We start from the raw sequence: 13,020 nt of genomic DNA, 5'->3' as shown, positions 1-13,020 counted from the left end.
TTCGATGTCATTGTGCAAACCCTCCTGACTCTGCACAATTGGCGACTCATGCAATCGAACTATTCATTATTGAATAGCCGATCCGCTCCCCCTCAGCACCCAAACCCTTCCATGAAGCCCAACGTCAACTGGCATCTTTTCCCGACCCTGCTGGCGCTGGCCGACCATGGCAGCCTGCTGGCCGCGGCACGGCACCTGGGCCTGAGCCAACCCACGGTGGGCCGCCAGCTGGCGGAGCTGGAACGTCAGTGCGGCATGGTGCTGTTCGAGCGCACGGCGCGCGGCCTGCGTGCGACCGACAATGCCCGCAGCCTGCTGCCCCACGCCCGCCGCATGGCCGAAGAAGCCGCGGCGCTGGAGCGCAGCCTGCAAGCCAGCCAGACCACGGTTGCCGGCACGGTACGGCTGACGGCCAGCCAGCCGGTCGCCACCGTGTTGCTGCCCCCGCTGATCGCACGGCTGGCCCATGCCTGGCCGCAGATCCAGATCGAGCTGGTGGCCACCAATGCCATCAGCAACCTGCTCGAGCGCGAGGCCGACATCGCGCTGCGGATGGTCCGGCCCGAACAAGGCAGCCTGATCGCCCGGCGCATCGCCGCCGTGCGCATGACCGCCTGCGCCCACGCCGACTACCTGCACCGGCACGGCACCCCGACCTCGATCACCGACCTGTCCGCGCACCGCCTGGTGGGACAGGACCGCGAAACCGACCTGATCCGGGGGTTTGCCGCCATGGGCGCGCCGGTCAGCCCGCAGCGATTCGCCTTCCGCAGCGACGACTTTGTGGTCTACGCCAAAGCCGTCGAGGCCGCCATCGGCGTCGGCTTCATGGCGCGTTACCTGGCCGCCGCCGCGCCCGGCGTGGTGCAATTGCTCGCCGACCTGCCGCTGCCCGAGCTGCCGCTGTGGCTGACCGCGCATCGCGAACTGCACTCCAGCCCGCGCATCCGCGCCGTGTGGGACTTTCTGGCGCAGGAAGTTCCGCTGGCACTGGCGCACGCGGACGACGTCCTGGCGCAGCGCGGCGCCTAAGGCGCGCCCAGCCCGCCCGGGTTTGGCGCGGCGCCTTGCCGGTCTTCCAGGTAACGCACAAACTGGCGCGCCGGTGCCGCCAGGGGCAGGTCCGTGCGCCACACCAGCAGCCACGGCCGTATCACCGGAAACCCCTCCACCGGCAACACCACCCAGGGCGCGTCCGGCTGGGGCGCGATGGCCAGACGCGAGATCACGGCCAGTCCGAGTCCGGCCCCCACGGCGTGCTTCAACGCCTCGTTGCTGCCCAGGCTCATGGCGATGCGGGGGCGAAAGCCTCGCGAGACAAAATGCTGCTCCGTGACCCAGCGCGTTCCGCTGCCCTGTTCGCGCATCAGCCATCGCTCGTCCGCCAGCTCCCGCAGGGACACCGGCTGCCGCGACGCCAGCAGCCGGTGCCCCCACGGGGCGATGACCACCAGGGCGTTGTCAAGAAAGGGCAGGCTCTGCAGCGGCAGCTCGTCGGGGGGCAACATCATCACCGCCAGATCGTCCGCCCGCTGGTGCAAACGGGTGATCACCCGGTCACGGTTTTCCACCGCCAGTTCGATATCGACGCCGGGATGCAGCGCCCCGAAAGGCCCCAGCAGATCCGGCACAAAGTACTCGGCGGTGGTCACCGCGGCCAGTTTCAGTCGGCCTTTCAGCAACGTGCGCAGTTCGCCCAAACGGTTTTCGAACGCCTGCCACGACGCATTGATTTCACGCACCGTTTCCTGCAAGGCCTCGCCGGCGCGCGTCAGGCGCAGCCCCCGGCCCGCCGGCTCGAACAGCGGCTCCCCCACCAGTTCGGCCAACTGCTTGAGCTGCACGCTGACCGTGGGCTGGCTGACATGCAGGGCGCGGGCCGCTTGCGTGACCGACAACAGCCGCGCCGTGGCCTCGAACGCCCGTAGCTGTTGTGGCGAAGTGCGAAGCAGGCGTTGCAGCGGCGTCGGCATGGCAGGTCAGCGCTCCAGATTCATAGATCAAGAGCTATGTAATTTATGAATACAAAGAATTTTACTCAATGCATCATCCCTCGCACACTGGCGTTCCGTTCACATCCCAGAGGAGTTGATCCATGAAACACGACACCCCCGAGCATCTGCTTTCCGACGCCAACCTGGTCGCCGAAACCGGGCAGCCGCTGGCCGTGCCGATTACCGTGGCCTACGGCGACGGCATCGGCCCAGAGATCATGGAAGCCACCTTGAAGGTGCTGCGGGCGGCCGGCGCACGGATCGCCCCCGAAACCATCGAGATCGGCGAGAAGCTCTACCGCGCCGGCAGCACCGCCGGCATCGCGCCGCAAAGCTGGGAGAGCCTGCGGCGCACCCGGGTGTTCCTCAAGGCCCCCATCACCACCCCGCAAGGCGGGGGATACAAAAGCCTGAACGTGACCATCCGCAAGACGCTGGGCCTGTACGCCAACATCCGGCCCTGTGTGAGCTACCACCCCTTCGTCAACGCCAAACATCCGACGATGGACGTGGTCATCATCCGGGAGAACGAGGAAGACCTCTACGCCGGCATCGAGCACCGGCAGACCGATGAGGTGTTTCAATGCCTCAAACTCATCACCCGGCCCGGTTGCGAAAAGATCATCCGTTACGCCTTCGAGTACGCGCGCGCCCACGGGCGCCGGAAGGTGACGTGCATGACCAAAGACAACATCATGAAAATGACCGACGGTCTTTTCCACCGCGTGTTCGACGAAATCAAGCTCCAGTACCCGGAGATCGAGTCCGAACACTACATCATCGATATCGGCGCGGCCCGGCTGGCCACCCAGCCCGAACGCTTCGATGTGATCGTCACCGGCAATCTCTACGGTGACATCATCAGCGACATCGCCGCGGAAATGACCGGATCGGTGGGGCTGGCCGGCAGCGCCAATATCGGCGAGCATGTCGCGATGTTCGAGGCGATCCACGGAAGCGCGCCCGACATCGCCGGCAAAGGCATCGCCAACCCCAGCGGCCTGCTGCTGGCCGCGGTGATGATGCTGGTGCACATCCGCCAACCCGAGGTGGCGACCCGCATCCACAATGCCTGGCTGGCCACCATCGAAGACGGCGTGTTCACCGCAGACCTGCGCGGGACAGGCGGTTCGCCAAACGCCTACCGGCCCTTCGGCAGCATGGATTTCGCCGACGCCATCATCGAACGGCTGGGGCGCAAGCCGGCCCACTTCAAGCCGGTGCGCTACGCGCTGGCGCCCGAGACCCCGCGGTCTGCCCCCGCGACCCCGCCGCGCAGACCCGCAGCCGCCAAGGCGATGGTGGGCGTTGACGTGTTCGTCCACGCGGCGGGCGTGAGCGCCGAGTTCCTGGCCGGACGACTGGCCACGCTGGCCCACCAGCCCCGCCCCGCCGGCTTCACGCTACAGATGATCACCAACCGGGGGGTCAAGGTATGGCCCGGCGGTTTTCCGGAGACGTTCTGCACCGACCACTGGCGCTGCCGCTTCGTCGGCACCGATGCCGCCGGAAATCCACGAACCGTCAGCCACGCCGAAGTGGTCGACCTGCTGCACAACCTGATCAGTGACGGTCTGGATTTCATCAAGACCGAACACCTGTGCACCTTCGACGGTGAGGCCGGCTACGCCCTCGGTCAAGGTCAGTGACCGGGTGCCCCCCTGCCCGGAGGCCCGACCGGGCGATTTCGCTCAACCGCCCGCGCGGTGGCGGAACGCGCCTGCCGGGCCGAAAGCGACGAAATTCGATCCTGGTTTCATAGCAGAAAACGACCTTTTCACGCTGGGTATGGCCCTATTTGGCCAAGAAGACGTCTCCGCAGGCCCGCAGGGGTCGGGGAAAGTGCCTGCGATCCGGGCCAGCGGGCCGCGATCAGCCCTGCGGCAAGCCGGCGATGATGCGCTGCATCTGGCGGCGGTGAATTTGCTGGTGAATCGCGCCCAGGCACACCCAGCGCTGCGCGGTCAGGTCGCCGAACCACGGATGGGGCGCGGTGCCGCGTGCGTCGCGGTGGCCGGTCTGGCGCAGCAGCTTGTCCTGGTAATCGGCCAGAAACGCCCGGTAGGCGGCGACGATGTCCGTGCCGTTGCGGCCTTTGGGTTTCACGTCCGCAATATCGGCCTTCACCGACACCGCCCGGCTGTGCGTCAGTTCGACGACACCGGTCGCCACCCGGGAGCCGACCTCGATCAGATGCTCCAGCACCATCGCAGCCGACCAGTAACGCGAACTGTCCTCGATGCCCATCGGCGCGCGAATGAGGACACGGGTCTGCAAGGCCTGGTCCGAAAGCGATTGCGCCGCTGCCGCGACCGTTTCGCCCTCGCGCAGAAACAGCGCCAGCGCCTCGTCCCACGATGTCTTGCGGCAAAACGCGGGAAACAGCACATGCCGCAAGGCCAGCGCCTGCAAAAACGGCAAGCCCGCCCCGGGCGCCGCCAGCTTCGCCTGCGGCGAGGCGTTGGAATCAGATGGGTTTTCGGTCATGGGGTCTTCTTCCGGCGGTGGAGGGTGAGGCGGATGCAGTGCATTGATCGCCACGGTGCGCCTGGCGGGCGCTGCGTGGCGCTATCACGCAGCCGCCCGTGGCTGAAGGCGTTTCAGGGCGGAAAGCTGGGGGCATCGCCTCATGCGTATCGGGTAACCGTTCGGGTCAGCCCGCCTTGTGATGGGCATTCAGCGGGGCCGGGCGCCTCCAGACGGGTGGCACGATCTTTCCGCGCTTTACCGCCATGACCAGCATCACGATACCGGTCGTGGTGCACAGGAGCAGCGCAAGCACGGAGGATTCAACGCCAAAGCTGCCGCCGGTCAGCCAGTCGGGACCGTTCACCGTGGACCGGATCAGGCCGGGCTGCGCATCGTTGCCGGAGACGATGCCGGAAAAAATGGCCGACTGCGTGTAGTTCCACGCCATGTGGAAGCCGATGCTCATCCACAGCCGGCGTGTCAGCATGTAGGCTGCGGCCAGCAAGATGCCGGCCTCGACCGCGATGAACAGCGCACCTTCCAACGTGCCCTGCGGGTTGATCAGGTGGGTCAGGCCAAACACTAGGGAAGACACCACCAGGGCTGCCCAGCTGCCAAGCCACTGCTCGACCGCGCCGAACAGCACGCCCCGGAACAAGAGCTCCTCATAGATGCTCGAACTCAGCGCCATGGCAATCGCCGGAACCATGTAGCTCAGCGGATTCAAGCCAACGATACGGTAGATGCCCAGGGCCATCAGGATCACTTCACAGGCTGCGTACAAGCCTGCCCCCATCAGCAGGCCGAAACCGAGTTGCGGCCCCATGCCCGGCAAGGCGAGTTCCGATACGGCACGCTTTTCAAAAAAGTATGCGTAGCCGGCATACACCGCGAAACCGGCGATGGCCAACGCAACGATGTGCAGAACCGCTTTGACCGGCTCGCCGGCATAGCTGGTCATCACATCCGCGTTCAGGGACATAAAAATCACCAGAATGAAGCCGAGCAGCAGCAAGCGCGCTGGTGGTGAACGGAAGATGCGGTGTGCGAGTTTGAGCTGCGTGTTCTCAGGGGTTGTCAACATTGCGATCACCGTAGGGGAAGGAAGGCATCGCCACCAGGCATCTGCGCAGTCTAACGAATGAAAGGGACGCCCCCGTCCCGAGTGATCCGCGCAGTTGCGGGGTACGGCCCCCAGGCGACGGCGAGCCGCCCGCGGAAAGCGTGCGGTCGATGGCTTGTATGTGGCCGTGGCCTGCACGCCTGCTTTGAAGGGGCGGACATGGACTCCCCAGGCGGCTACCGCATGGGATGACTACCTTTACTGGCAACAACAAGACAAACGCATGGTTGAGCGCATCAACAAACTGATCAAAGAGGTGCAGCGCGAACCTTTTGCCGGAATCGGCAAGCCTGAACCTTAGAAGCATGCGCTGGCTGGATACTGGTCTCGAAGAATCACCGACGAGCACCGCATGGTTTACAGGATGGATGGCGATTCAATGCTGATTGCCCAATTGCGCTACCACTATTAGCGCGGTCTGACGTGCGTGTGACCGGCGACTTGCGCCAGGAGGGAGTGCAGCGACCGGACGCCGCAAAGCGTCCGTGTCGACTTGTTTGTTAAGGCTGCGTCGCGACATTCTTCTGCCCCACCAACGCGCGAAACAGGCGCATGTGCAGCGAGTATGCAACCACAAATGCAGCGACGACAAGCGCCCAGTGCCACGGCTCGAAGCCGGGTTGAATGAACCGAACGGGCAGATTCGTTGCCTCCACGAGTAGCGCCACCTCAACGAAAGCAAGCAACGCCGAGGCAGGCCTTGTCCATGCGGGATAAGAATGTGGGGCGGCGAACTTTACCTTTCTCCGGGCCGAGAGGCGTAGGAAGAAGCCGAGAGCCACCGCGAAGAGGACGACCGCAAGCATTACCTTGCCCAAGAACGCGACGATCGACGCGCCCGCTAGGGACGCGACAATGCCAGCGACGTCCGCAGCAACTAGAAGCGCCTCGCCCGCTTTTCGCTTGAGTGCCGGCAACATCTCGAATGCGAGCCTTAACGTGAAGGTAAGCCGCGCCCAACGGCAAGGCGCCGCGCGGTGCATGATGCGCCAATGCACTGTGCGGCGCCTTGCCGTTGGGTGTCGGACTTGACCGGCATGTTAGACCTCATTTTCCACAATAGTCCGCAGCCGGAACGTTGGCGCAGGCAACTCTCCCACTGTGGGAGGAATCGTTCGCAACTCGTATTGCAGTGGAAAGACTTGCGAAAGCGGTCGACCGATCTGCCGCTCTAGCCGCGCCAAGTTCTGAAGGAACTTGCGACGCAGTTCCTCGGCCAACTTCGGCGTCATCTTCGAAAAGGTGTATGCAGAAGTGTGGTCCTCGAAGTTGATGCGCTCGCTAGTACGAAGTAGAAACGGTGCCGACACGGTAGGTCCGCCGCTCCTGAGGATGACCTCCGCTCCTCCGAAGTGATGGGAGTTATCTGCAAACGTGAAGTTCGCAGCCACCACGAACTCGACCTCTGATTTGAGGGAGCGTGCCGACGCAGGTCGGACCTTGTCGTCATCGTCACTGCATCGCGCCCATATCGAAAATGTCTCAAGGTCTAGTTTGGTCAATGCCAATGCAAACTTCTTGGTTCTGCTCGTTGGCGCCCGCGAAGCGGCCTGCTTGGTCCGAGAATCTTCTCGTTGCGTGCCGAAGCATCGCATGCAGACTCCCCCGGTCTTTGCGCCCGTTTCTGCGAGCATCATGATTCCGCAGCAGGCGCAGGGAATTCGCGCGGTCTCACCCATGAGGTCTAACGTGCGAGCAACCCGCGAACAAGGAGAGAAGGTCTCGCAGGGTCCGGACGCCCTTGGGCGTCGGCGTTGACTAGCTTGTTAGCTTTCATCGCGACATCTTCGACCAGCTTACATGACTAGGCAGAAGTGGAACAGATCGCTGTCGCGCTCTGCTTCGGTGACTTTGCTTAGGCAATCTTCAAGTTCCTCTAGCAGCTCGGGCCGTAGCTTTTCCTTGATGCCCTTCACCTCACCCGACCTCAGGCACTCAACAATCTTCGAAAGTGAGGGAAGCGCATCAGCGGGAGCAAACCATTTCTCGTTCTCGACAATCCACGATTCAGGCAAGTCATCATCCGACAGGTTGTACTGCATGTCGGTGGTATCGATGAAATCTGATAGCTTGCGTACGCCAAGTGTTTCGGCGAGCCTGTCCAATTCCTCAGACGCCTTAGAGAAGAGCGAGTGATCGAAGTCGTCCCCCGAATCCTCTGTGCCTACCCGAGACTTTCTACGCACCCAGATCGTGTCGCCCATGTTTTCTCCGTGAGTGTTGCTATGCTGCCAGTGAAAGCTAACGAATGAAAGGGACTTCCCCGTCCCGAGTGATCCGCGCAGTTGCGGGGTACGGCATCCAGGTGCCACGATGGGAAGTGCGATCTCTCATCAACTCACTCGTTTTGTGGAAGGGGAAGTCATGACCATTGTCACCATCGGCATCGATCTCGCCAAGAATGTCTTTGCCGTCGATGGCGTGGACGCCACACGCAAGCCCGCGCTGGTGCGGCCCAGCGTTGCACGCGGCAAACTGCTTGAACTTGTCGCCTCGCTGCCCGCCTGCCTCATCGGCATGGAAGCCTGCTCCGGCGCCCACCACTGGGCTCGCGAGTTCCAGAAGTTCGGCCACACCGTGCGCCTGATAGCGCCCAAGTTCGTCATCCCTTACCGGCTCTCGGGCAAGCGCGGCAAGAACGACGCGGCCGACGCCGCCGCCATCTGCGAAGCCGTCACCCGGCCCAACATGCGTTTCGTGCCGATCAAAAGCACCGAGCAACAGGGCCAACTGCTCGTACACCGTGCCCGCCAGGGCTTTGTGGAGCAACGCACCGCCAAACTCAACCGCATCCGCGGCCTGCTCTCGGAGCTGCCTACGCCTGACGCGGACCGGGCTTACACCGGCTGCCGTAGCGCGTCGGGGGTTGAACGAGGGGTTAGGCAGCGCTGGGCCACTTAATCTGAACGCGCCGGTTCTGCGCCAAACAGTCGCGCAGATATAGATTGATGAGGCTCTGGTATGGAACACCAGCCTCATCAGCCATGCCTTTGAAATACTCAACCACGTCTTCTGAGAGACGCATGGTCACAGGCTTCTTTAGCTTCGAGGCATACGGATTCTTCCGAGCCTTCATCTTCGAGAAGTCGTATTCAGCCTTCATATCAGCCCCCCTTGTAGAACGCGGCTTCACCCCGCGTGGCCTTGCGTGCCGAGATGATCCGAATCACTTCTCCCTCGGCGCGCTCGCAGTGACACACAACCAGCAGTCGGGCGGTTGACCTCATCCCGAGCATGATGAAGCGCTCCTCGTCTTGGGAGTGTTCATCATCGAAGAACTGCACAGCAAAGTCATCGAAGAAGACCGTCTTGGCTTCCTCGAACGAAACCTGGTGCTTTTTGAGGTTTGAGGCAGCCTTGGCTGGATCCCAGTCGAATCGCATACATACATTGTATGGATGACTATCGGGAGGTCAAGAGGCGGGCGATTTGCGCTGCCTAACGTCCTAGGCCAAAGGCGCACAACACACGCCGCAACGCGGCAACCTTATGTTGTGTGTCCGCGTGGGCCGACCTGTTAACTTCAGCACACAGCATCGTGAAAGGATTCATGAGAGTTGAATGCCCAGCAGTATTGCGAATGCGACGGTCAAAAGCAAAGGTAGGGCTATAGCACATCGGATGACAGTTTGGCCTGCAAACTTTCCATTTATATCCAGCCTGTCGGCGTGTTCCCGCAATAGGGTAGCGGCATATATGCCGATCACGGAAACGCCTGTCGCCCCCAATAAAGGCACGTATTTCGTTATGCCAGCGTTCGCTAGGCTAAAGAACGCCACCAGGAAAAGACTTATTGCCAACGAGAGGTGACCTGACCGCCGAACCCATCTGTTTTGCGACAGCTCAATTGGTCCGTTCACGTTTCGGTTACGCATGGCTTTAAGCAGTTAACGTTTGAGTTCAGGGGCCGCCGGAGCGCGAAGCGCGGAGGGAACCGAGAAGCGCAGCTTCTCGGCGGTCCCCTGGAACGAGCGGTTAGGGCACATTTCTTTCGATTGCATAACGTTCCGCATCGTTGCGTACCGAGGATATAGCTTGCCTCCAGCGCCACAACTGGATGGCAACAAGCGCCAGCAGTACCGTCCAGGCGATACCAGCTTTGAGATGGAAGATTTGAACAGCTGCCACAAGACTCACAGCAGCCAACCAATCGACCCACGTTAGAGGCAACACCTTTCGATCAAGGAGAAATGACCGACAGTGTGGGCACTGTGGTTTCAATGTCTGCGGGCGATACCAATTCGCACTGGGTGGCCAAGCAGCCTGTAGAGGAGCATTGAAGCTACCGCCGCAACCCGGACAACGATAACGGCCGGTGACTGGCTCGGGCGACAACTCACCCTCACAGAAAAGGCAAATCGCAGTTGGCGCGGACAGCGGGCGACCGCAATTCGAGCAAGACGTAGTGGAGTCCGGCAACATATGTGCCCTAACGTCTGAATTAACCGGCTGGCGCGGCCTTATCGCGCCAGTCCGTGTTGAATGATGGGTTAGCCGTTTTTTGAGATGAATAACTCCCAAGCAGGCTCTCAATTATTTTGAGCAGTTCGTTGAAGCAGGCAACAGTTTCCTCCCAACTGAACTCGGGAAATTTGTTGTCTATGTGACTGACCTGTAACTGTATGGTGCGCTCCTGATCGCTGCCGACGGAATGAATCGAATCAAAAAACTGCCGTTCAGAGAAGTGGACGTAACCAGAGGTGAAGTCATAGACTTTGCGCGCCCACGGATGGGCTTTGGTCATTTGATCAATCAAATATCCGTCTACCAGAGCCTTGCCGTCGCGACTCTTGAACTTCTTAATCGGTGTGCCACCAATCAAGGCTTTAGCCATTGCTTCAGGTTCCTTAACGTAGGTATACGCAAGTAGGCGACTGACGGTGTCGAGTTGCATTCGAAGGATTGCACGAGAGCAAACCATATTCTGTGCTTGCACCATACTCAGCATACCGCTCGCCAAACTCAAGGATCGCTTAACCGCCCCAATCATGACGAAGTCGAGGGTATACATGGGCGCGCTGGCACTACCCAGTGTCTGCATCCCAATAGATGGTAGGCGCTTTACCCAGGTCGTGAGCTCATCAAGTTCTGCGGCGAGTGGCATAAGACGGCTAACGAATGAATTCACCGGCACTGCGCGGCTTTATCGCGCAGCGTCCGGTGGAATGATGGGTTGGGCAGCGCTGCACCATCACTTCTTGCCGCTGGGAATTGGCTGAGACGTCAAGTTTTGCTCCGAGATTAGTTGGAGCTGAAATTCTATTATTCCTTTTACGAATGAATTGAGACTGGGGTTCTCTTTCAAAACAGAAAATCGGTTCGCAGCGGCCTCGAATTTCCCCAAGCGTCGCTCCAGCTCACCGGCAATTAGCTGATAAGTTACCCAACTCTTGCTGTCCGTTGGTTCGACTTTCAGTAAAGCAAGATAGGCCTCCAGTGCTTCAGCGGCATAGACGGAATAGAGGCCGCCGGGAGCCTCCCAAGTGGCTTGTAGCAGGGTTGAGGCTAATTGAGAGAGTGGAGCGTCAATTTGCCGTTGAAGCGACGCAGCAAGGTAGTAGTTGGTGTGAGTTTTCTTCAATTCCTGATACTGAGTAGACGCGACGAATGTTTCGAGGCGACTAAGTTCGGTATCAGAAAACTTGTCCTGAAACATGACAAAGCCATTGGCTGGGCATTTGGCAAGAGGCCAAGGTGCTGCGATAGGGCCATATGGTTTTAGATCGAGAAACTTGCCATAGCTTGTCCCAGAGCCAGCAAGCACCGCTTTGAATTTCTCACCACCGATCGGGCAAACGAGGTCGGCCTCGTAACTCGTATGGGCCTCTACGACAACGGACATTAGCGCGCCGACTAAAAAAAAGATTGGAATGCGCATCATAGGAACCTCATAGCTGCACAACGCAATGTATCCCGCAAATTCTGCCGGATAAGCTGGACCGCGCAGGATATTCTGGGCGCGGAATCCGCCAGAAAATTGTTGTACATCAACGGATTGCAAGCCTTTTACTGGGCAAATTCGCAGGTCTAAAGCACCCCCGAAACCCGGCACCCCATAGTTGCATCGCCCCGGCTGTTTCCGTACCGCGTTGGGCTCGGTGTGGATGGTTGACGGCCTGCCGCGGGTACGAGTCCCGGCGCGGCCCCGGGTGGAAGACCGCACCGGGCCCGGGCGACCCTGAAACTAGTCCAGTTTTCATAGCAAACAATGACCTTTTTTCGCTGGGTATTGGGGCTTTTAGCCTGAAAACCTGCCTAAAAAGGCCAAAGGGGCGGTGGCCGGCGGGAAGTTGCGCTTGGTACGGGGATAAGGGGGCCGGTCATAGATGCCGGATAGTCGACTGCAGGCGTTTCCCCAACAGCCAAAACATCAATCAGTTTCTTGCCTTTGTGGGGGAGTCCATACACGAAGGGTTAGACGGCGGCCGAAGCGAGCGGTGTGCAGGGATGATCATGGGGCAACGAGAACAAACAGAAGCGCGAATGCAGCAGCGCCGACGACGACCACACAAGCGACCGCGACAGGGAGACGGTATGGCGAGGACGCGACCCGCGTTGCGAGACTGTCGATTGGGCGTAGAAAACGGATGTCGCGGTACTGAAGCAACCACTCGCCGAGCACGGCTAGAGGGACGGTAAGGAAGAGCAGGACGACCCAGCCGAAGAGAGAAGTGGGCAGCCGCGGCCACGCAAGCAAGATGTGGATCGGCGCAAGGAGCAGGCTCAGTGCGACGAGCATGAGGGTGACGCGGACGGCACGTTGCATGAGCCGTCTAACGTTTGACGTGAGGGGCCGCCGTAGCGGCGAAGCCGCGAAGGGAAACCACAAGCGGAGCTTGTGGGCGGTCCCACTCGACGGAATGGTTATGCCTCATGACTCAGTTACCAGTACGCTGGATTGCGGAACGCCTCGACGCAACCTGGACGTTCGGAGCGTGCCTTAATTGGCTCTTTGGAAAGAGGCTGCCCAAGCCACCCATGAGGCATGGATAAATCTAGTGGGGCCTTGAGGACGTCCTCTGTGAGCGGCAGGAACCCCACTTTTCCGTAGTAAGACGGATCGCCATAGGTTACAGCCACCAAGGCACCATTGCTGGCCAATTCATTCAGCCCATGCCTGATTAGTGCCTGACCGATCCCCGACTTTTGACGGCCTACAGATACTGCAACTGGCGCAAGCATGTAAATCGGTGCCCCATCTGGAAATTGAAGCCTAGTGAAGAATATGGCTCCGACAAGCTGTTCATTCTCAACTGCGCCGAAGCAGATAATCTCAGTGTCATCGATGCTGGCGCTCAACTTAGCAACCAAATCCCCAATTAAGGCTCCTTCATCTACTCCTTCGGAAGAAGCAAACGAGGAGGCAAAGAGGTGGGTTAGATCACTCGCCATTTCCTTTGCAAGTTTTTCAAGTTTCATTCCATGCACTCAAAT

General features: G+C 60.3%; 14 protein-coding genes and 2 pseudogenes. 4 read left to right on the top strand and 12 right to left on the bottom strand.

Features of this window, described 5'->3' with window-relative positions; all coding sequences use genetic code 11:
* The first annotated feature begins 111 nt into the window (after nucleotides 1–111).
* Nucleotides 112–1,032 (top strand): LysR family transcriptional regulator, encoded by a 921-nt coding sequence (locus AC2EBU_RS02375; protein ID WP_484608778.1) that lies wholly within the window; start codon nucleotides 112–114, stop codon nucleotides 1,030–1,032.
* Here the strand turns inward: AC2EBU_RS02375 and AC2EBU_RS02370 are convergent.
* Entirely contained in the window at nucleotides 1,029–1,973 is a 945-nt protein-coding gene (locus AC2EBU_RS02370) for a LysR family transcriptional regulator (RefSeq protein WP_484608777.1), read from the bottom strand. The two genes, AC2EBU_RS02375 and AC2EBU_RS02370, sit on opposite strands and share 4 nt — an antisense overlap.
* 122 nt (nucleotides 1,974–2,095) lie before the next feature.
* Between AC2EBU_RS02370 and AC2EBU_RS02365 the strand changes: the two genes are divergently transcribed.
* A complete protein-coding gene (locus AC2EBU_RS02365) occupies nucleotides 2,096–3,643 on the top strand; it encodes an NADP-dependent isocitrate dehydrogenase (RefSeq protein WP_484608776.1) in 1,548 nt (515 codons plus the stop codon).
* A 223-nt stretch (nucleotides 3,644–3,866) separates the two neighbouring features.
* On the opposite strand, the gene AC2EBU_RS02360 is transcribed toward AC2EBU_RS02365, so the two are convergent.
* Nucleotides 3,867–4,481, bottom strand: a complete 615-nt coding sequence (locus tag AC2EBU_RS02360) for a hypothetical protein (protein WP_484608775.1) — start codon at nucleotides 4,479–4,481, stop codon at nucleotides 3,867–3,869.
* Nucleotides 4,482–4,647: 166 nt separating this feature from the next.
* Nucleotides 4,648–5,547: a CPBP family intramembrane glutamic endopeptidase gene (locus AC2EBU_RS02355; protein ID WP_484608774.1), complete on the bottom strand. Its 900-nt coding sequence runs from the start codon at nucleotides 5,545–5,547 to the stop codon at nucleotides 4,648–4,650.
* Between the two features lie 160 nt (nucleotides 5,548–5,707).
* Here AC2EBU_RS02355 and AC2EBU_RS02350 point away from each other — a divergent pair.
* Nucleotides 5,708–5,998: pseudogene (locus AC2EBU_RS02350) on the top strand (Txe/YoeB family addiction module toxin).
* An 88-nt stretch (nucleotides 5,999–6,086) separates the two neighbouring features.
* On the opposite strand, the gene AC2EBU_RS02345 reads toward AC2EBU_RS02350, so the two are convergent.
* The 3 genes from AC2EBU_RS02345 to AC2EBU_RS02335 all read right to left on the bottom strand — a co-directional run bounded on the left by AC2EBU_RS02345 (nucleotide 6,087) and on the right by AC2EBU_RS02335 (nucleotide 7,790).
* Nucleotides 6,087–6,506 (bottom strand): hypothetical protein, encoded by a 420-nt coding sequence (locus tag AC2EBU_RS02345; protein WP_484608773.1) that lies wholly within the window; start codon nucleotides 6,504–6,506, stop codon nucleotides 6,087–6,089.
* Between the two features lie 120 nt (nucleotides 6,507–6,626).
* Nucleotides 6,627–7,223, bottom strand: a complete 597-nt coding sequence (locus tag AC2EBU_RS02340; protein WP_484608772.1) for a hypothetical protein — start codon at nucleotides 7,221–7,223, stop codon at nucleotides 6,627–6,629.
* Nucleotides 7,224–7,382: 159 nt separating this feature from the next.
* The gene (locus AC2EBU_RS02335; RefSeq protein WP_484608771.1) at nucleotides 7,383–7,790 is read right to left on the bottom strand and encodes a hypothetical protein; all 408 of its coding nucleotides are present in this window, start codon (nucleotides 7,788–7,790) and stop codon (nucleotides 7,383–7,385) included.
* A gap of 160 nt (nucleotides 7,791–7,950) precedes the next feature.
* Here AC2EBU_RS02335 and AC2EBU_RS02330 point away from each other — a divergent pair.
* Nucleotides 7,951–8,397, top strand: a pseudogene (locus AC2EBU_RS02330) (IS110 family RNA-guided transposase); the annotation flags it as partial.
* A gap of 67 nt (nucleotides 8,398–8,464) precedes the next feature.
* On the opposite strand, the gene AC2EBU_RS02325 reads toward AC2EBU_RS02330, so the two are convergent.
* From AC2EBU_RS02325 to AC2EBU_RS02300, 6 genes are all read right to left on the bottom strand, one after another.
* On the bottom strand, nucleotides 8,465–8,689 hold the full coding sequence (locus tag AC2EBU_RS02325; protein WP_484608770.1) for a BrnA antitoxin family protein: 225 nt from the start codon (nucleotides 8,687–8,689) through the stop codon (nucleotides 8,465–8,467).
* Between the two features lies 1 nt (nucleotide 8,690).
* Entirely contained in the window at nucleotides 8,691–8,969 is a 279-nt protein-coding gene (locus AC2EBU_RS02320; RefSeq protein ID WP_484608769.1) for a BrnT family toxin, read from the bottom strand.
* A gap of 1,058 nt (nucleotides 8,970–10,027) precedes the next feature.
* Complete coding sequence (locus AC2EBU_RS02315; RefSeq protein WP_484608768.1) at nucleotides 10,028–10,480, bottom strand: hypothetical protein; 453 nt, start codon at nucleotides 10,478–10,480, stop codon at nucleotides 10,028–10,030.
* A gap of 297 nt (nucleotides 10,481–10,777) precedes the next feature.
* On the bottom strand, nucleotides 10,778–11,587 hold the full coding sequence (locus AC2EBU_RS02310; protein WP_484608767.1) for a hypothetical protein: 810 nt from the start codon (nucleotides 11,585–11,587) through the stop codon (nucleotides 10,778–10,780).
* A 450-nt stretch (nucleotides 11,588–12,037) separates the two neighbouring features.
* The gene (locus tag AC2EBU_RS02305; protein WP_484608766.1) at nucleotides 12,038–12,352 is read right to left on the bottom strand and encodes a hypothetical protein; all 315 of its coding nucleotides are present in this window, start codon (nucleotides 12,350–12,352) and stop codon (nucleotides 12,038–12,040) included.
* A gap of 116 nt (nucleotides 12,353–12,468) precedes the next feature.
* Nucleotides 12,469–13,005 carry a GNAT family N-acetyltransferase gene (locus AC2EBU_RS02300; protein ID WP_484608765.1) on the bottom strand — a complete coding sequence of 179 codons (537 nt, stop codon included), beginning with the start codon at nucleotides 13,003–13,005 and terminating at the stop codon, nucleotides 12,469–12,471.
* Nucleotides 13,006–13,020 lie beyond the last annotated feature (15 nt).

The organism is Curvibacter sp. T50 (genome assembly GCF_057219955.1).
The sequence above is the reverse complement of the archived record's forward strand: the minus strand, read 5'-3'. Positions and strand labels throughout refer to the sequence as shown.